Below are 20,387 nucleotides of genomic sequence, written 5' to 3' on the forward strand. Positions count from 1 at the left end.
AGTAACAGCAGCCAGGGATTGGCCATTTTGATGTGTCTCTCTTTCTGTCCTGCTTAGCGCCCCACCGCACTGCCTTCACGGCGGGTGTCTGCGCCGCCGTAGAGCTTTCCGTCCCGCAGCGCGATGCCGTGAATGCCGCTGTTCAATTCCCTGCGCACCACCTTGTGGCCCATGGCTTCGAGCTTATCCAGCTCCTTGTCGGAAAGGACTTCCGGTTCCACTTCCACCCGATAGCCAATGGCGCCAATGTTACCGGCATGAATGGCCTCGGCGATGGGCATGCCTTTGGCCAGGTGGTACAGAATCGTGCGCGCGGTGTAATCGATAATGCGCGAGCCCCCGGGGGAGCCGACCACCAGCCGCAGGCTGCCATCGCGATTGAAAACGATGGTGGGTGACATGGACGAGCGCGGGCGCTTGCCCGGCTGTACGCGGTTGGCCACCAGTGCCTTGTCGGCATTGCGCGGCACAAAGGAAAAATCGGTGAGCTGGTTGTTGAGCAGGAAGCCCTTCACCAGCAGCCGCGAGCCGAAGCCGGTTTCGATACTGGTGGTCATGCTCACCGCATTGCCGTACTGGTCCACGATGGAGAGGTGACTGGTGTTGGGCATTTCCGGTGACTTGGCTTCGATGTGCTTGCCGGAAAATTCGCCCGGTACCCCGGAGTGTGCGGGCTGGGCTTTTTCCAGATTGATCAGTTTGGCGCGCTGGGCCAGATAGTGCGGGGCCACCAGCGCTTCGGTGGGCACTTCGACAAAATCGCTGTCCCCGGCGTAAGTGTTGCGGTCGGCGAAGGCCAGTTCGGAGGCTTCCACAAACAGGTGGGTGAGTGCGGCGCTGCCCACATCAAACTGTTGCGTGGGCAGGTGTTGCAACATACCGAGAATCGCCCCCACAGTGGTGCCGCCGGATGACGGCGCCGCGGCGCCGCACACCTGATATTCGAAAAATTCACTGCACACCGGTTCGCGGACCTTGGCCGTATAGCTGGCCATATCCTGCAGGGTCATTACACCGGGATTAACCGGGTCATTGCGCACTGCATCGACGATGGCCTCGGCGATTTCGCCCTCGTAAAACGGTGCCGCGCCCTTATCTGCCAGCAGTTTGAGGGTGGCGGCGTAGGCAGGATTTTTCAGGGTATGGCCCACGGGTAAGGGCTTGCCGTCGTCCCCAAACAGGTAGTCGCGGATGGCCGGGCGCGCGGCAACGCGAGGCAGCTTGTCCGCGAGCTGGTAAAGCCGCGGAGAAATGGCGAAACCGTCTTCCGCTAACTGGATGGCGGGCTGAAACAGGTCTTTCCACGGCAGTTTGCCATCGCGCTCGTGGGCCAGCGCCATAACGCGCATCACGCCGGGCACGCCCACGGAGTAGCCACCGATCACCGCCTGCAGGAAGCCGAGGGGTTTGCCGTCGCGGACAAAGTAGCTTTCGTCCACCGCCATGGGGGCCGTTTCACGGCCGTCGTAGGAATAGAGTGTCTTGTCGTCGGCGCGGTAGCTCAGGATAAAAGCGCCGCCGCCAATACCGGAGGATTGCGGTTCCACCAGGCCCAGTACCAGCTGCGCGGCGATAGCGGCGTCCACCGCAGTGCCACCGTCGGCGAGCATTTGAGCTGCGGCTGCGGAGGCGTGTGGGTTGGCGGTTACCGCCATGTAACGCTCCGCGGTGGCGGACTTGATTGCCGTGCGCCCGGTGGTGATCTCCGGCTGCACTTCCGCTGCGGCCTGCATCGCGCGCACGGCCGAGGGCGGCGCCGCGCTGGCGGAGACGGTGAGCAGTCCGCACAGGGCGGTCGACAGGGCGAGGGGGAGTAGTGGCAATCGTTTCACTGGGCGATCCGGCGTAAATAGGATCGCCCGAGTGTATCAGACCGCCACTGAGGGAAGCAGCGGGCAGCGTTTACTGGCTGTATTTTTCTTTCAGGGCCTTCTGCACGCCCGGGGGCACGAACTTGGTGACGTCGCCACCAAGGGACGCGATCTCGCGCACCAGTGAAGAAGAGATGTACGAGAGGTGCTCCGCCGGGGTCAGGAACAGGCTTTCCATCTGCGGCGCCAGCTGGCGGTTCATGTTGGCCAGCTGGAACTCGTACTCGAAGTCGGATACGGCGCGCAGGCCGCGCACTACGCCGTAGGCGTCGAGCTGGCGCACCAGGTCGGCGAGCAGGATGTCGAAGCCAATCACCTCGATATTCTTCAGGTGTGACAGTTCCTGCTGGGCCAGTTCCACCCGCTCTTCCATGGTGAACAGGGGATTCTTGCGGGTGCTGGCGGCAACGGCGACCACCACGTGATCGAACAGGCGGCAGGCCCGTTCAACGAGGTCCATATGACCATTGGTGATGGGGTCAAAGGTACCCGGGTAAACCACTTTTTTCATAAGCCAATTCGCCTTGCGGGCCAGAAGGGACGCGCATGTTAAACAATTTAGGCCTCGCCCTCAAAAAGTCTGCTGAATTCCCGGGGGGCAGGCGGTACATTCAGGCGGCAAGTCAGCCGCTAACAGGCGCTAAATAGCCGCATACAGACCTGTCCGGCCTGTTTTTCCTTTTCCAGTTGCCAGCCCGCGGGTGCGGTAATGGGCGTAGTGCGCGGCGATTCCACATAGATCAGGGTGTGTTCACCGATGCAGCCCGCGTCCAGCAGGCCAGTGAGGGTTTGCTGCCACAGGTCGCCGGCAAACGGTGGGTCCACGAAAATCACGTCGTAGGCCGTCGCCGGTTGGCTCAGAAACACCCCCGCCGGACAGTTGTGTACCTGCGCCCCCTCGGCCTGCAGCAGGTCCAGTTGCTGGCGCAACATGCTGGCGGCGCCCCGGTCCATTTCCACAAAGTCCACCGCAGCAGCGCCCCGGCTCAGGGCCTCCAGGCCAAGGGCTCCGGAGCCTGCGAACAGGTCCAGGCAGCGGGCGCCTTGCAGGTGAAACTGCAGCCAGTTGAACAGGGTCTCGCGCAGCCGGTCACCGGTGGGGCGCAGGCCTTCGATGGGCGCAAAGGGGACTTTGCGCCCGCGCCAGCGTCCACCAATGATACGCAGGTGCGAAGTGGCGGCGGGTTTGGCGCGCTGGTCGGTGCGTGGGCGGCGGTTTCTGGACATTTGGTATCCGGTCGGTGGGAAATTAAGGCGGTCATCTCTGTGTGCGAAACAGTCAGCGGTGCTAAGATTAGCGCCTTTCTGCCACTGGCCGCCAGCCGCTGCCGGTGACCTCTTTATCTACCGTTTCTCCAGTCAAAGAACGCACACCCGATGATTTTTGATTTCCTGCGTAAGAACAAGCCCGAGGCGGACGAACCCAGCAAAGAGCGCGAGGACGCGGCCCCTGCGCCGGCAGCTGACGAGCCGGAACTGGTAATCCCGGAGAATCTGCGGGCCGACAGCGGTCCCGAACACGCGGATGCGGCTGCGCCGGAAGCATCCCCGTCGGCGGAGGAAACGCTCTCTGTCGAAGAGGCTCCGGAATCCGGGTTCGATCCGGCGGCAGCGGTTGCCGCAGAGGCGGAAGCACCAAAAGCACCAAAAGCACCAAAAGCACCAAAAGCACCGCAAACCCAAGAGGCAGCGGAGTCCGCCCTCCAGCCAGAGACGCAGGAAAAACCCAGGAAAGAAGGGTTTTTTGCCCGTATTCGTCGTGGCCTCTCCCGCACCAGCAGCCAGTTTGCCGAGGGCATGGGGAATCTGTTCCTGGGTGCCAAGGAGATTGATGAAGAGTTGATGGAGGAGCTGGAGACCCAGCTGCTGATGGCGGATGTAGGCTTAGATGCCACCACCGAAATTATCGACCGCCTGACCGACCGCGTGTCCCGTCGCGAGCTGTCCAATGGTGAGGCGCTGTACAAGGCGCTGCAGGAAGAACTGGCGGGGTTGCTGGACAAGGTGGAAGCGCCACTTGCGATCGACCTGGCCAAGCAGCCGTTTGTCATTCTGGTGGTGGGGGTCAACGGTGTGGGCAAGACCACCACTATTGGCAAGCTGGCGCACCGCTTCCTGAATGAGGGTAAGTCGGTGATGCTGGCGGCGGGGGATACGTTCCGCGCGGCGGCGGTGGAGCAGTTGCAGGTGTGGGGCCAGCGCCACGATGTGCCGGTGGTGGCGCAGCACACCGGTGCGGACAGCGCCTCGGTGATTTTTGATGCGATTCAGTCGGCGCAGTCCCGCGGTGTGGACGTGGTGATTGCGGATACCGCCGGGCGCCTGCACAACAAGGCCAACTTGATGGAAGAATTGTCCAAGGTGCGCCGGGTGATGGGCAAGCTGGACGGCTCGGCGCCCCACGAGGTGCTACTGGTGCTGGATGCAGGCACCGGCCAGAATGCACTGTCACAGGCGGAGACCTTCCGCGACTCCGCGGGCGTGACGGGGCTGGTGCTGACCAAGCTGGATGGCACGGCCAAGGGCGGGGTGATTTTCGCGCTGGCGCAGAAGCTGGGGATTCCGGTACGCTTTATTGGCGTCGGGGAGCAGGCAGAGGACTTGCAGCCGTTTGTGGCGAAGGACTTTGTGGCGGCGCTGTTTAATCGCGCTCAGGGTTGATAGCGCTGGAATAAACTAGGTGGCGGCGCTGCTAGCGGGTATAGCCTTGCAAGACGCGCCGTAAACCCATCCCAGGGGGCTCTTCCGCGAGGTCCCTCTCGCGGAAGGTCTTGCAAGGCTATACCCGCTATCAGCGCCTTCGCATTAAACCGAAGTGCACTAAACGCGCTCTCGAACAAACTAAAAACAACAAAAATGCGCCCATGATCCAGTTTGATAACGTCAACAAACGCTACGAGTCCGGCCAGGATGCGCTGGGGCGTGTCAGCCTGGAAATCGACCGCGCGGAGATGGTGTTCCTCACCGGCCATTCCGGCGCGGGCAAAAGTACCCTGCTCAAACTGCTCACCGCCATCGAGCGCCCGACCCGCGGCAACATCATTGTCGGTGGCCAGAACCTCAACCGGCTGCGCAACAGCCAGATCCCCTACTATCGCCGCAATCTCGGCATCGTCTTCCAGAACCATCAGCTGCTGTTTGACCGCAGTGTCTTCGACAACGTGGCCCTGCCTTTGTCGGTGTCGGGCTGCAGCAAGCGCGAGGTGGGCCGGCGGGTGCGGGCGGCGCTGGATAAGGTGGGGTTGTTGCACAAGGAGAAGCAGAACCCGATGGTGCTCTCCGGTGGTGAGCAGCAGCGGGTGGGGATTGCGCGGGCGGTGGTGAACAAGCCGGCGCTACTGGTGGCAGATGAGCCCACCGGTAACCTGGACCCGAAGCTGTCGGAAGAAATTATGGGGTTGTTCCGCCAGTTCAATGCCGTGGGTACCACGGTGTTGATCGCGAGCCATGACCTGGAGCTGATTGCCCGCATGCGCCAGCGGGTGCTGACCCTGCAGCAGGGACAACTCATTTACGATGGATACCCGAGCCGTGAACCAGCGTACTAAGCCCTCTTCATCCCGCGCTGCCTCCCCAGCCGTCGAGCGCACGCGCTCGGCCGGCGCGGTTGCCGCGCGTACCGGTGCCGGTGATCGTTTCAGCAGCTGGCTGGATCACCACCGCGAGATGTGGCGGGAGTCCTGGGTGCGCTTTTTCGCGTCCCCCATGTCCAGTTTCATGACCGCGCTGGTGATCGCCATTGCGCTGGCGCTGCCGGCGGCGTTGCAGCTGGGGCTGAACAACTTCCAGAAGGCGGTGGCCGGTTGGGATGGGCAGCCGCAGATTTCGGTGTTCCTGCACAAGCGCGCCAAGGAGCAGGCGGTGACATCCTTTGCGGACGATTTGCGCGGTGATCCGCTGGTGGCGGATGTGACGTACATTTCCCCGGAGCAGGCGCTGGCGGAGTTCCAGCAGTCCTCGGGGCTCGGGGATGCGCTGCTGGGTATGGACAGTAATCCGTTACCGGCGGTGTTGCTGGTGCGGCCGCAGGGTTCCGATAGCGCGTCACTGGAGTCGCTTGCCGCGCAGTTGCGCGAGAGTGCACTGACGGACTCGGTGGTACTGGATATGGCCTGGGTGCAGCGGCTGGCGAACCTGACCGAGCTGGGTCGGCGCATGAGCCTGGGGCTGGCGTTTTTGCTGGCGCTGGGGGTGCTGTTGGTGGTGGTGAACAGCATTCGCCTGCACATTGAAAACCGGCGGGACGAGATTCTGGTGGTGAAGCTGGTCGGTGCTACGGACGCCTTCGTGCGCCGCCCCTTCCTGTATACCGGGCTGGTGTACGGGCTGGTGGGCGGCCTGATCGCCTGGCTGCTGGTGAGTTTCGGGGTCTGGTTGCTGGCGGGGCCGGTGCGCGGGCTGGCGAATCTTTACGGCAGTGGCTTCCGGCTCGAAGGGCCGGGATTCCCTTATCTGGTGGGGCTTGGTGGCGGGGCTGCCCTGCTGGGTCTTACGGGTGCCTGGCTGGCGGTGGCACGGCATATTTCGGCGATTCAGCCACGCTGACCTCATGGTCAGTCAAGAATGGTAAAGCCCTCCCGCCACCGCGGAACTTCCCCTGTGGATAACTGCTCTAATCACCCGGAAATCAAGGGCTGGCGCGGTTTGCCGGCCCGCCTCGCACGGGGTTCCATTTCCTGTTGCGGGTGCTACACTGTGGCCAACTTTGTTCTGCCGGTGCCGCTTGAGGGCTGATCAGCCCAGGGCCGGAAGAACAAGCCGCCGCAAACTACTGGTCCCGGTAAGTAATAGTCCGGGCAGCAAGTGCCAAGCGGGGCAATAGCGAGTTACGAGGAGAATCCTGAATGGGAACCAGTTTACAGCCGATCCATACACTGTCGCCGGGCGCCAACCTGAACGCCTATATCCAGACAGTGAGTGGCTTCGAGGTACTTTCCGCCGAGGAAGAAAAGAAGCTGGCGGAGGACCTCTACTATCACGAAAACCTTGAGGCAGCCCGCCAGCTGGTCATGTCTCACCTGCGCTTTGTTGTGCACATCGCCAAATCCTACTCCGGTTACGGCCTGAACCAGGGCGACCTGATCCAGGAAGGTAACGTTGGCCTGATGAAGGCGGTGAAGCGTTTCAACCCGGAAAAGGGTGTGCGTCTGGTGTCCTTCGCGGTGCACTGGATCAAGGCGGAGATTCACGAGTTCATCCTGCGCAACTGGCGTATCGTCAAAATCGCCACCACCAAGGCGCAGCGCAAGTTGTTCTTCAACCTGCGTGGCCAGAAGAAGAAACTGGCGTGGTTGACCAGCGATGAAGCCAAGCGCGTTGCCGCGGAGCTGAACGTGGATGTGCAGCATGTACACGATATGGAAGGCCGTCTCTCGGCCCACGATGCGGCCTTTGATGCCGGCGTGGACGACGACGAAGATTCCGCGTGGCAGGCTCCGGCGCATTACCTGGAAGATCGCCGTTACGATCCAGCCACCATGCTGGAAAACGATAACTGGCAGGAAACCAGCGTTAATAATCTGACCATGGCGATGGAGCAACTGGATGACCGCAGCCGCGATATCATCGAGGCGCGCTGGTTGAGCGAGTCCAAGGCGACGTTGCACGAGCTGGCCGATAAATACGGCGTATCTGCGGAACGTATCCGCCAGCTTGAAAAGAACGCCATGAAAAAAGTCCGGGTGGCGATGGAGGCCTGATAGCCCTCTCACCGACCGGATTCAAGAACCGCGCTACTGGCGCGGTTTTTTCGTATGTGGTGCGGGGTTTTGGGTCCGTGGTATTTGCTTTGAAGCTGGCCCGGTGGCGGGGGATCACTGGGTACGGGTTTTCAGAACCACTGTGAACCCATCCCTGGGCGTTGCGGCGCAAACTTCCTGTTTGCGACGCTTCTGAAAACCCGCACCCAGTGCTCCCCCTTCGTATTGAACCAAACTGCTTCGTAAGCCAAGTTAGAAAGGATTAGATATGGCTAAATTGTATTTGCTGCTCGCCACTTTTTTTGGTGGTACCGGCGTTATTCTCGGGGCATTTGGTGCGCATGGTTTGCGCGATAAAGTCGCAGAAAACCTGTTAGAAGCCTACAAAACCGGTGTGCACTACCAGATGATTCACGCCCTGGCGCTGATCGCCGTAGCTGTGCTGATTCATCAGATCGGCGCAAAAACCTCGCTGGTGGTAAGCGGTGCCCTGTTTGCCATCGGCATCCTGTTTTTCTCCGGCAGCCTTTACGGTCTGACGTTTGGGGGCCCAAGAATTCTGGGGCCAATCACACCACTGGGCGGCACCCTGCTGATCGGCGGCTGGATCGCACTGTTTATCGGCGCACTCGGCTATACAAAGTAAGCACTGGCAACTACGAAGCAAAAAACTACGAATCGAAGGCCAAGTGCCGGGTGTCTGTTTTCGGAAGCGTCGCAAACAGGATGTTTGCGCCGCAGCGCCCAGGGATGGGTTTACAGCGGTTCCGAAAACAGACACCCGGTGATTGGCCGCCACAGAAAGAGCTACGAAGCACACAAGATCGGTGCTCCGGGGCAAAGAGGTAACCAAGCTAAGATGCAAGAAGAACCAAACAACGAGGCAGGTAACGAGGAAGAAGACTTCCCCTACCGCACCGAATTCAAAAAGAAATCCATCCGCAGCTACGTGATTCGCGGCGGCCGCATGACCGAAGGTCAGCGCAAGGCTTTCGATAATTACTGGGGCCCGTTTGGCCTGTCCCTGTACGATGGCGCCATCGAGCCGCAAGAAATTTTTGGCCGCGAAGCCCCAGTGGTACTGGAAATCGGCTTTGGCATGGGCGACTCCCTGCTGGAAATGACCGAAGCCGAAACGGATAAGGACTTTATCGGCATCGAAGTCCACCCGCCCGGTGTTGGCCGACTGATCAACAACGCCGGTAAAGCCGACGTCAAAAACCTGCGCGTGTACATGGCCGATGCCATCGATGTATTGAACGACTGTATTCCAGATGCCAGCCTCGATCGCTTCCAGCTGTATTTCCCCGATCCCTGGCACAAGAAAAAACACAACAAACGTCGCATCGTGCAGCCAGAGTTTGTAAAACTGCTGTGCAGCAAACTGAAACCCGGTGGCCTGATGCACATGGCCACGGACTGGGAAAACTACGCCGAGCAGATGCTCGAAGTGCTTGAAGCGGAAGAGCTGCTGGAAAACACCGCCGGCAAGGGCAATTATGCCCCGCGCCCGGCCTTCCGCCCGCAGACCAAGTTTGAACGCCGCGGCGAACGCCTGGGGCACGGAGTGTGGGACCTGCTGTACCAGCGCAAATAAACCACCCCTTGGCCGGGCGCCTCCAACAGGGGCGCCCGGCCCACTGTGCTATCTTCTGTCTACCGGTAAATGGATGCTCCGGAGCAACAATGACAACAAGCCCCGCCCCCGCCCTGAAACACCTGTGCAGCCGTATTCGGCGTCACTGCCAGCGTAACCTGGTGCTCGGCAGCTGCCTGGCGCTCATCAGTGCCCCGGCTCTCGCCGACAATGAAGGCACCCTCACCCTCCATCTCAACGGTGGCCAATACTGGTTCGATGAAGAGCGCCTCTCGGGCACCCCGTATTTTCTTGAGGAGCTGCAAGACAGTTCCGGTGGCGGTATTGGTTTCGGCTACAACATCACCGACCGCTGGGCCATCGAGGGGGTGTTTGATTACTTCAGTGCTGACCTGAAAGATGTCCGCGAAGACGTTGCGGTACAGAACTATCACCTCGACCTCATGTACCAGTTTGGCGGGCAGTTCTGTGGCAATTACCTGTGGCAGCCCTATGTGGTGTTCGGTGCCGGTGAATTGCGGGTGGACGAGGATTCTTTCAGTTATCCGGACAACTGGCACCAGCGTCAGACGATGGTCAACTTCGGTGCCGGTATCAAATACCAGCTCGCACCGCGCTGGCAGGTGCGCGGGGATCTGCGTGGTTTCCAGGGGGTCGAGGAAGGTGGCATGGATGGCTTCTTGAGCTTCGCCATTGGCTACCAGTGGCAAGACGAGGTGGTGCCGCGTGACTGGGATGGCGACGGTATTTACAGCAACATTGACCAGTGCCCGCAAACACCGCCGGGTATTGATGTGGACATGCGCGGCTGCCCGGTGGACAGCGACGGCGATGGTGTGCCGGACTACCTCGACCAGTGCCCGGGAACACCCATGGGCGTGGCGGTGAATGAAGACGGCTGCCCGCTGGAGGACTACGACCCCGGTGACTTCTCCAAGTGAGCTGCGAGACAGGCCCCAGTCAGTCGCCGCGTGCCTGCTCCAATTGTTCCGATACCTCCAGCCACGCCATCTCCAACTCCTCCAGTGATTCCCGCGCCTCGCCCTGGGCTTTGGTCAGGCGCGCAATTTCATCCTGCTGCCCGCCCGCGTAAAGGTCCTCATCTGCCAGCCGGGTTTCCAGGGTGGCCAGTTCCTGTTCCGCCTTCGCCATTTTCTGCTCGATGCTTTTCAGCTTGTTGGTGAGCGGCTTCAGCTGTTCCCGCAGAGCGGCCGCGGCACGGCGCTGGGCCTTCTTGTCTTCGACGGGCTTGTCGGCCGACTGTGCGGCATCGGAATCGCTTTCCTGGCGGCGCTTTTCGTCGCGCTTGAACGACAGCAGCCACTGTTTGTAATCCTCCAGATCGCCGTCGTAGGGCTCGGCACGGCCGTCGGCCACGAGGATGAATTCGTCGGTGGTATTCGCCAGCAGGTGGCGATCGTGGGACACCAGCAGCATGGCACCGGGGAATTCCGCCAGCGCCAGGGTGAGCGCATGCCGCATTTCCAGGTCCAGGTGGTTGGTTGGTTCGTCCAGCAGCAACAGGTTCGGTTTCTCCCAGGCGAGCAGTGCCAGCGCCACCCGCGCCTTCTCACCGCCGGAAAAGCCTTTTACCGGTTCGAACACCCGGTCGCCAAAAAAGCCGTAGCCGCCAAGGAAATCCCGCAGCTGCTGTTCGCTGGCAAGGGGAGAGAGCCGCTGCAGATGCAGCAGCGGCGACGCGTTGGTGTCCAGCGCTTCGAGCTGGTGCTGGGCAAAGTAACCGATTTTCAGGTGCTCACCGCACTGGCGCACCCCGGACAGCAGCGGCAGCTCGCCGGCGAGGGTCTTGATCAGCGAGGACTTGCCGGCACCGTTGGGGCCCAGCAGGCCGATGCGGCGGCCGGGCTGAATGCCGAGCTCGACGTTCGGCAGAATGGTTTTGCCGGGGTAGCCGATCTCCGCCTCACGTAGGTCGATCAACGGGTTGGACACCTTGTCGGCGCAGGGCAGGCGAAAGCGGAACGGGGAGTCCACGTGGGCGGGCGCGATCTCCGCCATACGGTCCAGTGCCTTGAGGCGACTTTGGGCCTGTTTGGCCTTGGTGGCCTTGGCCCGGAAGCGACGCACAAAGTCTTCCATGTGTGCCCGCTGCGCCTGCTGTTTCTCGTATTGCACCTGCTGTTGCGCCAGGCGTTCTGCGCGGGCCCGTTCGAACGCGGTGTAGTTGCCGCTGTAGAGCACCAGGTCCTGTTGCTCGAAACTGATGATGCCGTCTACCACCGCATCGAGAAAATCCCGGTCGTGGGAAATGATCAGCAGGGTGCCGGGAAAGCGCTGCAGCCACTGCTCCAGCCACAGGGTGGCATCGAGGTCCAGGTGGTTGGTGGGTTCGTCGAGCAGCAGCAGGTCTGCGGGGCACATCAGTGCGCGCGCCAGATTGAGGCGAATACGCCAGCCACCGGAGAAACTCTTTACCGGGCGCTGTTGCTCGGTGTGGGAGAAGCCGAGCCCGTCCAGCAGTTGCGCGGCACGGGCCGGGCCACTGTAGCCATCGATCGCCGCCATCTGCTCGTGCAGCTCGGCAATGCGCTTGCCGTCGGTACCGTCGGCTTCGGCGGCATCCAGTGCCCGTTGCAGGTCGCGCAGGCGGTGGTCGCCGTCCAGTGCATAGTCCAGCGCGCTCTGATCGGTGGCGGAGACTTCCTGGGCCATGTGCGCCACTTCCCAGCCTGCGGGCACCTCGATGGTGCCGGCGTCACTCTCCTGTTGCTTCAGTAGCATTTTGAACAGGGTGGACTTGCCGCAGCCGTTGGCGCCGATGACGCCCACCTTGTGACCGGGGAAGATGCGGCAGCTGGCGTTGTTGAGCAGATCCCGTCCGCCCACCTGCAGCGATACGCCTTGCAGATTAATCAATGGAAACCTCTTGGAGTTCGCCGGGGTATTTAGCAGCCTGCTAAGCTATCGGCTATAACAAACCGCCGGGATTCTACCGTGACAGAAACCGCACCTCCATCAGCGCCGCCGTCTCCGCTGCAAAATCCACTGTGGCAATTCAGCCTTGAGTTCTACCAGCAGCCGCACGTGGCGGACTTCCTGCTGGAGTGTCAGGACACCCGCGGTGCGGATGTCTGTCTGCTGCTGTGGGCGAGCTATACCAGTGCGTGCGGGCGACAGTTGAGCGAGGAAAGCTGGCGGGTAGCGGATCGCGGCCTTGCGCCACGCAGGCGGATGATCACCAGTGTGCGTCACCTGCGCCGACTACTGGGCCGGATCAAAAAGCACACCGGCTTGTATGCCTGGTGCAAGCGGTGCGAGTTGCGTATGGAGCAACGGCAGATCGCGGCGTTGTGGAAGCTGAATAGCGAGAGTTGGCCGGAAACCCGATCCCCGCTGGAGCTGGCAGGACAACAATATGGGTTGCTGCAAAAAGATCAGGCCCGCTGGGCGGGCCTGATCGATGCCTACAGTACCGGGGGCGCAGCCGCGCTGGAAAGTGCGGCCGCTAGCGGCGAGCATCCCCGGGGTGGCTCACCGGAGCCGGGTGCGGCACCCTGACTCAGTGCTTGTGCTTGTGCTCTTCCGGGCCGTAATGCGGGTTTTCCTCAGTGGAAAACAGGCTCTTGGCCGGTGTGCTTGGGGTGATGGTCGGCGTTACCGGTGTTACTGCCGCCGGGCTTGATTCCGGTACCAGGGGCTTGGGCTCTGAGGTTTTCCCCATGATGGGTTCGGGCGTTTTCGCAGAAGCTGGTGCTGCTGCCGGCTTGTCCTGAGGCTTTTTCGCCGGCTCCTGCTGGGGTGCTGCGGCCGGCGTGCTGCCGTTGGCCTTCGCCGCCTTCACATCTTTTGCGGCTGCTTTCTTGGGCGCCGATTTTTTGGTGGCAGCCTTTTTAGCGGTGGCCTTTTTTGTGGTCGCTGGCTTGGCGGCCGGTTTGTCAGCTGCCGCTTTTTTCGCGGGTGCCTTCTTGATGGCGGCCTTCTTGGTCGTAGCTTTCTTTGCGGCGCTCTGCTTCGGTGCGGCTTTTTTGCTTGCGGCCTTTTTCTTGTCGGCGGGCTTGGCGGCGGTGGTTTTGGCGGCGGTCTTCTTGGTTGCCGATTTTTTTGCCGTTACCTTCTTGCCAGCGGTCTTCTTCTTTTTGGTTGCAGCCTGGATTTTCTTCGCCGCTGCCTCACCCGCTTTCTTGATGGTTTGTGCGGTCTTGTCGGCGAGCTTGGCAGCGGTGGCGGCCGCTTTGGATTCGCTTAAGGTCTTGGCTGTGTCCTTGGCGACTTTCTCAACCTTGGCTACGGCTGCCTTGGCTGCATCGACCTTCTTCTTGGCTGAAGTTTTCGCTGCGGGAGTCTTTGCCTTGCCTGCCGCAGTGCGTGCAGTCGCCAGTTTAGCTTTGGCCTGCTTCACCTGGGCCTGCGCCTTGTTCGCTGCGGTAGTGGCTTTTTTGAGGGCTTTTTCGGCATCGGCCGCATCCTTGGCCCGAGCCTTGTCGAGTTGAGTGGTGATCTTGGCGATCTGTTTTTCGAGATCGGCAATGGATACAGCGGCTTTGCGTTTGGCGGCCATGAGTTGAGATCCTGCAGTTGAAACGGTTGTGGGTATCGGTTCGAAAAGAGCCCCCGGAACTCTCCCATTTGTAGCGCAGAATCACCTCTCTGCGGGAGAATAAAGTTCAGGGTAGAACGCTGATAATAGCGCTGTTATTTGCGAAGTGCATCCCTGCACGCAGAATGATGCAGGCTTTTTCTATGCCCATTTGCAGCGCCACACTGAAAACGGTCTTCTGCGGTTGGTCGCACACCTTGTGCGTGATGATCCATTGCTGATGGAACGAGTCAACGCAAGATGAAACGAATGGCGCTATGTATGGTCCCAGCGGGCAGTGTGCAGCGCTAACCTGCATAGGTTAGACTTGCCTGACGCTGGCCAGGCCCGCGGCAGTGTGATCTATCGCACAAAGTGTGTGGCGGTTCGGGTGTACAACAGCAGAGAAGGGGAAACCCTGCTCCTATGAATAAATGCTTCACGGAAATAAAGAGACCATTCTCATGAATAAAACTTCCTTGGCCGCTGCGGTTGCACTGGGTATTGCACTGGCTGGCTGTAACAAACAGGAGCCTGCAGGCTCTGCCGATATCGCGCTCGAGTCCCAGGAGCAGAAGGTCAGCTACATCATTGCCGAAGATATGGCGAACCGCCTGAAAAGCCAGGACGTTAGCCTGGACCCGGCCATTGTTGCCATGGCGCTGAATGATGTGGCCGCTGGTCGCGAGTCCCGCCTGAATGAAGAAGAAAAGCAAAAAGTCATTCAAGTGTTCCAGGAGAGCATGCAGGCCAAGCAGAAAGAACTGATGGCCAAGCAGGAAGCCGACTTCAAAGCCTCCGCCGACAAGAATATGGAAGAGGGTAAAAAATTCCTGGAAGAGAATGCCAAGAAAGACGGTGTTCAAACCACGGATTCCGGTCTCCAGTACAAAGTGATCACTGAAGGTTCTGGCGCCAGCCCCTCAGAAACCAGCGTGGTCGAAGTGGATTACAAAGGAACTCTGATCGACGGTACCGAGTTCGACAGCTCCTACAAAAACGGCCAGCCGGTTCAGTTCCCGGTGAATGGCGTGATCAAGGGCTGGACCGAAGCCCTGCAGTTGATGAAGGAAGGCGCCAAGTGGGAGCTGTATATCCCCTCCGACCTGGCCTACGGCCCGGGTGGCGCGGGTGGCCTGATTGGCCCCAACTCCACGTTGATTTTTGAAGTGGAACTGCACAAGGCCGACGTTAACAGCGATGCGCCGGCAGCGGAAAAAGAGGCAGCGGAGGAAGATCAGGGTACAGAATAACCTGGTCAAATCAGCGCATAAAAAAAGGGGCCAACGGCCCCTTTTTTTATGCAGTCTGCTTTTCTTAATTTAAGATCGATTCACGCCAGCTGGTTTTTGTGCGCGGTGTGCAGGGTGTCGATCATGCGATCTTCTGCAGCGAAGCGGGTTTCCAGGGCGACGCCCAGCTCGGAGAGGTCTTTGGGCAGCGACGTCAGGTCGTCGGTCTCCAGATATTTGTCATTGAAGTCCACAGCCACATCGGTGGTCTCGTCGATTTCCCGGTACAACGCCTTGGCCTGCTGCAGGCCCTCGGTATCCCCGAACGCCTGTCCCTCCTGAATAAGCTGATCATAGACTTCGAAGTGTCCGGCGGAGACATAGTCCACCAGCTGCTGGCACAGGGTGCGCACATTGGCTCCGGCTTCCCGGTCACCATCGTTGAAGGCCTTCTTGTCCGAGAGCTGGCAAAAGCTCACCAGTAGCGTCTGACGGGATTGCAGCCAGCGGTCAATAATCTGGCTCACGCCACCCCAGCGCTCCTGCGCATTTTTACAGTTTTCCAACATCTCCAAGTTTCCTTTTGTGAATCTATAACCGCTCTTAGGAATGTAGAAGCTTCTGCCGCCGCGAGCAAGGAACAGGCCGCAAAAAGGCGCCAGAAAGGTGCGGGAGCCAGGAGGACAGGCGCGTGAAGGCGAGGACTTTTTGCGCCAGCGGAGAGTGCTGGCGGAGAGTGCTGACGGATAGTCCTCAGGCGGTCACAAAGAGCGGTAACAGCAGCGCGGTGAGTGCCCCGCACAGGCCCATGGCGAGGGCGGAAAACGCGCCGCACAGGGCGCTGATCTCCAGCGCGCGCACGGTGCCGATGGCGTGGGCATTGATGCCCATGGAAAACCCCACCACCCGCTCGTCGGTGATCCTCAGCCGCCGCAGCAGGCCCGGGCCGCATACGGCGCCGACAATGCCGGTAAAGGCCACCACGCCCGCAGCCAGGCTTTGGATGCCGTGCATTTCCTGTGCGAGTGCCAGCGCCACCGGCGTGGTCACCGATTTTGTGGTGAGCGCAATCAGTACCGTTTTGCTGCCGCCGAGCAACAGGGCGATGAGCACCGCGATCACTGGTGCCAGTACTGCGCCAACCAGCAGGCCCAGTAGTAAAGGCCAGCCGACTTTACGCACCACGGCGAGGTTCTGTTTGAGTGGAATGGCCAGGGCCACAACCGCCGGCCCCAGCAGCAGATTCAGCAGGCCGCTGCCCCGTTGATAGCCGCTGAAATCCACACCCAGCAATACCAGCCCGGCGAATACCAGCAGGCTGGCGCCCACTACCGGGTGCAGCAGTGGGCTGCCGAGGCGGCGATAGATTTTTAGCCCGGCCCAGAAACACACCAGGTTCAGGGGAAGGATCACCAGCGGGTGCGCTGCGCTGAACGGCGCCGCGAAATCGTTCGCCACCTGTTGCAGTTGTGCGATCCAGCGTTGCCACTCACTCCACACGGGTATTCTCGCCCCGCGTGTTGCCAATACGACCGATCAGGCTGTTGAGCAATAATGCGGTGAGGGTGAAGCTGATCAGTGTGCCGACCACCATGGCCACGACCAGAGCGACCCAGTCGACCCCGGAGAGGTCGCGTAAAAAGTAGATGCCCACCGTCGCCGGTAACAGGATGAGGACCAGGAAGCGCAACATCTGCCCGGCCACCTCTGCCAGCCCGCGCGGCACACCGCCGTACAGCATGAGGCACAGCAGCAGGAGCAGCATGCCGAGCACCGGGCCCGGCACCGGCAGTGCGAAAACGGCGGTCAGGCCGCGGCCGGCGAGGTCAAAGGCCAGCAGCAGGCCTGCTCCCAGCAGCCAGCGGAGCGGTTTCTTCGCGAGCGCCATGGTGTGCGCCGGTTCAGTTTTTGCGGAATGCCTGCCACACACCGAACAGGATCAGGCCGACGAAGCCCACCGCGGCCCAGCCAGCAATGGAGAGCCCGAGCATGGTCCACTGCACTTCGGCGCAGTTGCCGTCACCGGTCAGCAGGGTCTTGATGACTTCGGCCATGGGGAATGCATCCACCATGTAGCTGATACCCGGGCCGCAGGCCGGCACCTGGTCTTCCGGCAGGCTTTGCAGCCACAGCTGACGGCCGGAAAAATACAGGCCGCCGATGGCGAACAGCGAGACCAGCAGGCCGTACAGCCGGCGGCCGATCTGGCTCGCACCGCTGGGGTTGTGCAGAAAGGCGATCAGTGACATCAGGCCGACACCGAGGAACATGACGCGCTGGGTAATACACAGCGGGCAGGGTTCCAGCCCCATGATGTATTCCATGTAGAAGGCGACACCGAGTACGAAGATAACGGCAAGAAACATCAGCAGGAAGGTGGTGCGGGGTGTCGGCAGAGTCATAAATTTATTGTCCGGATGGTGTCCGCGGATCGAGCTGTCGGCGGAATTCTTCGGCCTGGAGTGTCAGGTCGCTAAACAGTTGTTGAAAATCCGTTTCCAGCGCCGGGCGATCGGCGCGCAGCAGCGGCAGCACGTCCGCCAGTGGCTGGGGGCGTCGCAGGCGCATTCCGACCCGTTCGAGGGTGCGCTGGATAACTGCTACCTCGCGGTAGCCGGGTAGCAGTTTAAATTGCTCGGCCCTTTGAATAAATGCCCGTGCGTTTTCCGGGATCCATGGCTGGCGCGCGCGAAAGTTGGACCAGCAGTGGTGGGTAAAGGTTTCGAGGGGTTGTGGATGCCAGTGTTGCCAGTCGCGGGCGAGTAAGTGGTCGAACCAGATATCCAGGGCGATACCGCCGAGGCGACGCCATTCAGGCCCGAGCCGCCGAAGTGCTCGGAGGTAGGCAGGGTGCTGGTCGCTCAGCAGGTCGATGCGGCGGTGCAGGCGAATACCGTCTTCGATGGCCTGCGGGCGCTCGCCCTTCATGGGCCCCTTGACGAAGTCGCCGAGCAGCCCGCCCAGTTGCCAGTCCGGGTCGGGGCCTGAGAGGAGCAAGTGGGCCAAGTAGTTCATTCCTGAGTGGCTCGAACGTATCCTGTGGCGGCGTCGATCCCGGGCATTGGTGTGTGAGACACGCCGTGAACCCATCCATGGGGGCTCTGCAAAAACATCCTGTTTTTGAAGGTCTCACACACCAATACCCGGGATCGACGCCTAAGCATTAGAGTTCAGAGCCCTCTCTGACAAAACACATACTGTGCGTAGTACTTGCCGAGAAAGTCCTCAAAACTCCCGCTATCCGCGTCTTCCACCTGGTTCTGCTTTTCCAGCGACTCTTTCGCCAGGCGTTCAAACTCGACCTGATCTTGCTCGCTCAACGGGCGCTCAAGAAAATACTGCCGGTGTTGCTCGGCCTTGGCCTGGGCCCACTGGAAGAAAGTCTGCTTGTGTTCGTGCATTTCCGCCAGCATCTGTGCCGCGGGGGTGGGGACCTTGCCATCGATCTTGTCGCGCTGGGCGGCGACGGCGCGCTGGTAATCGTCGCTCTCCCAGGCGCGGTCGAGCAGTTCGGCCATCGGCTGGATCTGGTCGAGGAGCTCGCTGGCCCAGTCGGTGAGTTTGCGCTCGCGGCCGTTGTGCACCAGCTGTACTTCCGGGTCGCGGCCCTGATACACGATGCGCGCCTGGTTTTCCTGGATGGCGCGGTAGTCGGCGTCATCGGTCATGGGGCTGTCGCTGAGCAGGCAGTGCAGCAGGAAGGCGTCGAGGAAGCGCATTTGCGGGGCTTCGATTCCCAGCGGCACAAAGGGATTGAGGTCGAGGCAGCGCACTTCGATGTATTCGACACCGCGAGCGTCGAGGGCGGAGAGTGCGGTCTCGCCCATGCCGGCGGGGTTCTTGGGGCGGATCGGCGAGTAGAACTCGTTCTCGATCTGCAGCAGGCCGGTGGACAGCTGCTGGTAGTTGCCGGTTTCGTCCTTCACTCCCAGCGCGTGGTATTCCGGATACGGCTTGCTAATGGCGGCGCACAGGGTGGACAGGTAACTCGGCAGATCGTTGTAGCAGACGATCAGGGATTTTTGCGCGTCGCTGGTGTAGCCAAGGTCGCCCATACGCAGGGAAGTGGCCTGGGGCGCATACAGGCTGCGGCCGTCGCCATCGAACGGTTGCAGTTTGTGTTCGCGGTCCTGCACAAAGGTACCGCACACCGCCGGCGCGGCACCGAACAGGTAGATCAGCAGCCAGTAGTGCCGGCGGAAGTTGCGGATCAGGTCAAAGTAGCGGCGGGTTTTGAAGTCCTGCAGTGACTCATTTGTCCCGGACTGGTCGCTGCCGCCCTCTTTCTGCTGCAGCCAGCGCCAGAAGGTATCCGGCAGGGAAAAGTTGTAGTGAATGCCGGCGATGGTCTGCATGGCGCGGCCGTAGCGCAAGCCGAGGCCCAGGCGGTAGATGGTCTTCATGGTGCCGCTGTGGGAGCTGCCGTAGCGGGCCACGGGAATATCCTCGTCGCGGCCGATGCGGCCGGGCATGCTGTTTACCCACAGCCGCTCATCGCCAATCTGGCTGTAGGTATAGCGATGGATATGATCCAGCTGTTCCAGTGCCTGCTCCGGGGTGGCCACCGGTGGGGTAATGAATTCCAGCAGTGCTTCCGCGAAGTCGGTGGTGATGTATTCGTGGGTCAGCGCGGAGCCGAGACCCTGGGGGTGTCCGGTCTGGGCCAGCTCTCCCTCTGGGGAAACGCGCAGGCCTTCTTTTTCAATGCCGCGGCGGATGCCCTTGAGCAGGGCTAAAGCTTCCGGCTGGGCCAGCTCGGCCATAGTGAACGTCGACAAGGGAATCTCCTGTGGCAGCCGCTAGGCTGGTTGGCCGGATGCGCCGTTGGTGGACGCTCGCAGGTGCGGTTTAAAGGCAGTCCCGCCTAAATGGGGGCGCCGCCTCCCAACTCAAGGGGTTTGTGCGGGGCAGTGGCGGTGGCCTGGTGCGGTGACTTTCAATGCTCAGGCCTGCCTGGCGATGGACTCCGGCGGCTGGTCCGGCTGGATTTCCGGTGTGCTACCGGGAAACTGCTCGGGTTCTATCTCGGGTTGCGGCTCAGGAGCCACTTCCGGCGCCGGTGCAGGGTCCGCTTCCGGGTTGTGTTCCGGTGGTGTTTCGACCGGAGCGGGTTGCGGCAGTTCGTCCGGGTCACCGGCGCCCTGCGCGTTCACAGTGGCCTCGTCCGCGGACAGTAGCGGCTCGTCGCTCAGCGCTTCAGCGGGCACCTGCGGGTGCTTTTTGCTGTCGAGCGGGCACTCGAGGAGTTCGATGCGCAGGCTGACGTCGCGGGTGTTGGCCTCGAACATCTGATTGATGGCGACATCTTTGTGCTCGGTGCGGAACAGCTTGGTGCTTTCGCGGCCGTCGATCCACTCGTTGCTCTTGCTTAAAAACTGCTGGTGCTGATTGGTCAGCACATAGACGTGACTCATGCGTGGGGACATCTTTGCTCAGACATGGGGGCAGTTT

At 61.0% G+C, this 20,387-nt stretch carries 21 protein-coding genes; 9 read left to right on the top strand and 12 right to left on the bottom strand.

Annotated features, from left to right (window positions below; genetic code table 11):
* Nucleotides 1-53 precede the first annotated feature (53 nt).
* From ggt to rsmD, 3 genes are all read right to left on the bottom strand, one after another.
* Nucleotides 54-1,832: a gamma-glutamyltransferase gene (gene ggt / locus AU182_RS02330; RefSeq protein WP_227718084.1), complete on the bottom strand. Its 1,779-nt coding sequence runs from the start codon at nt 1,830-1,832 to the stop codon at nt 54-56.
* 70 nt (nt 1,833-1,902) lie between these two features.
* Nucleotides 1,903-2,382, bottom strand: a complete 480-nt coding sequence (gene coaD / locus AU182_RS02335) for a pantetheine-phosphate adenylyltransferase (protein ID WP_066960078.1) — start codon at nt 2,380-2,382, stop codon at nt 1,903-1,905.
* 119 nt (nt 2,383-2,501) lie between these two features.
* On the bottom strand, nt 2,502-3,098 hold the full coding sequence (gene rsmD / locus AU182_RS02340; protein ID WP_066960082.1) for a 16S rRNA (guanine(966)-N(2))-methyltransferase RsmD: 597 nt from the start codon (nt 3,096-3,098) through the stop codon (nt 2,502-2,504).
* Nucleotides 3,099-3,365: 267 nt separating this feature from the next.
* On the opposite strand from rsmD, the gene ftsY reads away from it, so the two are divergent.
* From ftsY to AU182_RS02375, 7 genes are all read left to right on the top strand, one after another.
* Complete coding sequence (gene ftsY, locus AU182_RS02345) at nt 3,366-4,532, top strand: signal recognition particle-docking protein FtsY (protein ID WP_369802049.1); 1,167 nt, start codon at nt 3,366-3,368, stop codon at nt 4,530-4,532.
* Nucleotides 4,533-4,735: 203 nt separating this feature from the next.
* The gene (gene ftsE, locus AU182_RS02350; protein WP_066962007.1) at nt 4,736-5,419 is read left to right on the top strand and encodes a cell division ATP-binding protein FtsE; all 684 of its coding nucleotides are present in this window, start codon (nt 4,736-4,738) and stop codon (nt 5,417-5,419) included.
* Nucleotides 5,403-6,416 (top strand): permease-like cell division protein FtsX, encoded by a 1,014-nt coding sequence (gene ftsX, locus AU182_RS02355; RefSeq protein ID WP_066962010.1) that lies wholly within the window; start codon nt 5,403-5,405, stop codon nt 6,414-6,416. Before ftsE ends, ftsX begins: the two co-directional genes overlap by 17 nt.
* 299 nt (nt 6,417-6,715) lie before the next feature.
* Nucleotides 6,716-7,570 carry an RNA polymerase sigma factor RpoH gene (gene rpoH / locus AU182_RS02360; protein ID WP_066960087.1) on the top strand — a complete coding sequence of 285 codons (855 nt, stop codon included), beginning with the start codon at nt 6,716-6,718 and terminating at the stop codon, nt 7,568-7,570.
* Between the two features lie 268 nt (nt 7,571-7,838).
* Nucleotides 7,839-8,216, top strand: a complete 378-nt coding sequence (locus AU182_RS02365; protein WP_066960090.1) for a DUF423 domain-containing protein — start codon at nt 7,839-7,841, stop codon at nt 8,214-8,216.
* A 213-nt stretch (nt 8,217-8,429) separates the two neighbouring features.
* Nucleotides 8,430-9,167, top strand: coding sequence for a tRNA (guanosine(46)-N7)-methyltransferase TrmB (trmB, locus tag AU182_RS02370; RefSeq protein WP_066960093.1), 738 nt, complete (start codon nt 8,430-8,432; stop codon nt 9,165-9,167).
* Nucleotides 9,168-9,256: 89 nt separating this feature from the next.
* The gene (locus AU182_RS02375) at nt 9,257-10,108 is read left to right on the top strand and encodes a porin family protein (protein WP_066960096.1); all 852 of its coding nucleotides are present in this window, start codon (nt 9,257-9,259) and stop codon (nt 10,106-10,108) included.
* Nucleotides 10,109-10,127: 19 nt separating this feature from the next.
* Here the strand turns inward: AU182_RS02375 and AU182_RS02380 are convergent, their stop codons facing one another.
* Nucleotides 10,128-12,044 carry an ATP-binding cassette domain-containing protein gene (locus AU182_RS02380; protein ID WP_066960099.1) on the bottom strand — a complete coding sequence of 639 codons (1,917 nt, stop codon included), beginning with the start codon at nt 12,042-12,044 and terminating at the stop codon, nt 10,128-10,130.
* A 78-nt stretch (nt 12,045-12,122) separates the two neighbouring features.
* On the opposite strand from AU182_RS02380, the gene AU182_RS02385 reads away from it, so the two are divergent.
* Nucleotides 12,123-12,686 carry a TIGR02444 family protein gene (locus tag AU182_RS02385; RefSeq protein ID WP_227718085.1) on the top strand — a complete coding sequence of 188 codons (564 nt, stop codon included), beginning with the start codon at nt 12,123-12,125 and terminating at the stop codon, nt 12,684-12,686.
* A 1-nt stretch (nt 12,687) separates the two neighbouring features.
* Here the strand turns inward: AU182_RS02385 and AU182_RS02390 are convergent, their stop codons facing one another.
* Nucleotides 12,688-13,686 (bottom strand): hypothetical protein, encoded by a 999-nt coding sequence (locus AU182_RS02390; protein ID WP_066960102.1) that lies wholly within the window; start codon nt 13,684-13,686, stop codon nt 12,688-12,690.
* 482 nt (nt 13,687-14,168) lie between these two features.
* Here AU182_RS02390 and AU182_RS02400 point away from each other — a divergent pair, with 482 nt between their 5' ends.
* On the top strand, nt 14,169-14,957 hold the full coding sequence (locus tag AU182_RS02400) for an FKBP-type peptidyl-prolyl cis-trans isomerase (RefSeq protein ID WP_066960108.1): 789 nt from the start codon (nt 14,169-14,171) through the stop codon (nt 14,955-14,957).
* A gap of 80 nt (nt 14,958-15,037) precedes the next feature.
* Here the strand turns inward: AU182_RS02400 and AU182_RS02405 are convergent, their stop codons facing one another.
* The 7 genes from AU182_RS02405 to AU182_RS02435 form a co-directional block, all read right to left on the bottom strand.
* Nucleotides 15,038-15,505: an Rsd/AlgQ family anti-sigma factor gene (locus AU182_RS02405; protein WP_066960111.1), complete on the bottom strand. Its 468-nt coding sequence runs from the start codon at nt 15,503-15,505 to the stop codon at nt 15,038-15,040.
* A gap of 184 nt (nt 15,506-15,689) precedes the next feature.
* Nucleotides 15,690-16,436 carry an LrgB family protein gene (locus tag AU182_RS02410; protein WP_227718086.1) on the bottom strand — a complete coding sequence of 249 codons (747 nt, stop codon included), beginning with the start codon at nt 16,434-16,436 and terminating at the stop codon, nt 15,690-15,692.
* Nucleotides 16,426-16,824 (bottom strand): CidA/LrgA family protein, encoded by a 399-nt coding sequence (locus AU182_RS02415; protein ID WP_066960114.1) that lies wholly within the window; start codon nt 16,822-16,824, stop codon nt 16,426-16,428. Before AU182_RS02415 ends, AU182_RS02410 begins: the two co-directional genes overlap by 11 nt.
* A gap of 13 nt (nt 16,825-16,837) precedes the next feature.
* Nucleotides 16,838-17,338 (bottom strand): disulfide bond formation protein B, encoded by a 501-nt coding sequence (locus AU182_RS02420; protein WP_066960117.1) that lies wholly within the window; start codon nt 17,336-17,338, stop codon nt 16,838-16,840.
* Nucleotides 17,339-17,342: 4 nt separating this feature from the next.
* Nucleotides 17,343-17,951, bottom strand: a complete 609-nt coding sequence (locus tag AU182_RS02425) for an ACP phosphodiesterase (RefSeq protein ID WP_066960120.1) — start codon at nt 17,949-17,951, stop codon at nt 17,343-17,345.
* A gap of 155 nt (nt 17,952-18,106) precedes the next feature.
* Nucleotides 18,107-19,699 carry a glutamate--cysteine ligase gene (gshA, locus tag AU182_RS02430; RefSeq protein ID WP_066960123.1) on the bottom strand — a complete coding sequence of 531 codons (1,593 nt, stop codon included), beginning with the start codon at nt 19,697-19,699 and terminating at the stop codon, nt 18,107-18,109.
* Nucleotides 19,700-19,879: 180 nt separating this feature from the next.
* Nucleotides 19,880-20,350, bottom strand: a complete 471-nt coding sequence (locus AU182_RS02435) for a hypothetical protein (protein WP_066960127.1) — start codon at nt 20,348-20,350, stop codon at nt 19,880-19,882.
* Nucleotides 20,351-20,387: the final 37 nt, after the last annotated feature.

The organism is Microbulbifer sp. Q7, assembly GCF_001639145.1.
Lineage (GTDB): Bacteria > Pseudomonadota > Gammaproteobacteria > Pseudomonadales > Cellvibrionaceae > Microbulbifer.

Excerpts from the sequence above, each read along its gene's own strand:
- coaD (WP_066960078.1), bottom strand. The coding sequence starts at position 2,382 with ATGAAAAAAGTGGTTTACCCGGGTACCTTTGACCCCATCACCAATGGT.
- rsmD (WP_066960082.1), bottom strand. The coding sequence starts at position 3,098 with ATGTCCAGAAACCGCCGCCCACGCACCGACCAGCGCGCCAAACCCGCC.
- ftsE (WP_066962007.1), top strand. The coding sequence starts at position 4,736 with ATGATCCAGTTTGATAACGTCAACAAACGCTACGAGTCCGGCCAGGAT.
- rpoH (WP_066960087.1), top strand. The coding sequence starts at position 6,716 with ATGGGAACCAGTTTACAGCCGATCCATACACTGTCGCCGGGCGCCAAC.
- AU182_RS02365 (WP_066960090.1), top strand. The coding sequence starts at position 7,839 with ATGGCTAAATTGTATTTGCTGCTCGCCACTTTTTTTGGTGGTACCGGC.
- trmB (WP_066960093.1), top strand. The coding sequence starts at position 8,430 with ATGCAAGAAGAACCAAACAACGAGGCAGGTAACGAGGAAGAAGACTTC.
- AU182_RS02375 (WP_066960096.1), top strand. The coding sequence starts at position 9,257 with ATGACAACAAGCCCCGCCCCCGCCCTGAAACACCTGTGCAGCCGTATT.
- AU182_RS02390 (WP_066960102.1), bottom strand. The coding sequence starts at position 13,686 with ATGGCCGCCAAACGCAAAGCCGCTGTATCCATTGCCGATCTCGAAAAA.
- AU182_RS02400 (WP_066960108.1), top strand. The coding sequence starts at position 14,169 with ATGAATAAAACTTCCTTGGCCGCTGCGGTTGCACTGGGTATTGCACTG.
- AU182_RS02405 (WP_066960111.1), bottom strand. The coding sequence starts at position 15,505 with ATGTTGGAAAACTGTAAAAATGCGCAGGAGCGCTGGGGTGGCGTGAGC.
- AU182_RS02415 (WP_066960114.1), bottom strand. The coding sequence starts at position 16,824 with ATGGCGCTCGCGAAGAAACCGCTCCGCTGGCTGCTGGGAGCAGGCCTG.
- AU182_RS02420 (WP_066960117.1), bottom strand. The coding sequence starts at position 17,338 with ATGACTCTGCCGACACCCCGCACCACCTTCCTGCTGATGTTTCTTGCC.
- AU182_RS02425 (WP_066960120.1), bottom strand. The coding sequence starts at position 17,951 with ATGAACTACTTGGCCCACTTGCTCCTCTCAGGCCCCGACCCGGACTGG.
- gshA (WP_066960123.1), bottom strand. The coding sequence starts at position 19,699 with ATGGCCGAGCTGGCCCAGCCGGAAGCTTTAGCCCTGCTCAAGGGCATC.
- AU182_RS02435 (WP_066960127.1), bottom strand. The coding sequence starts at position 20,350 with ATGAGTCACGTCTATGTGCTGACCAATCAGCACCAGCAGTTTTTAAGC.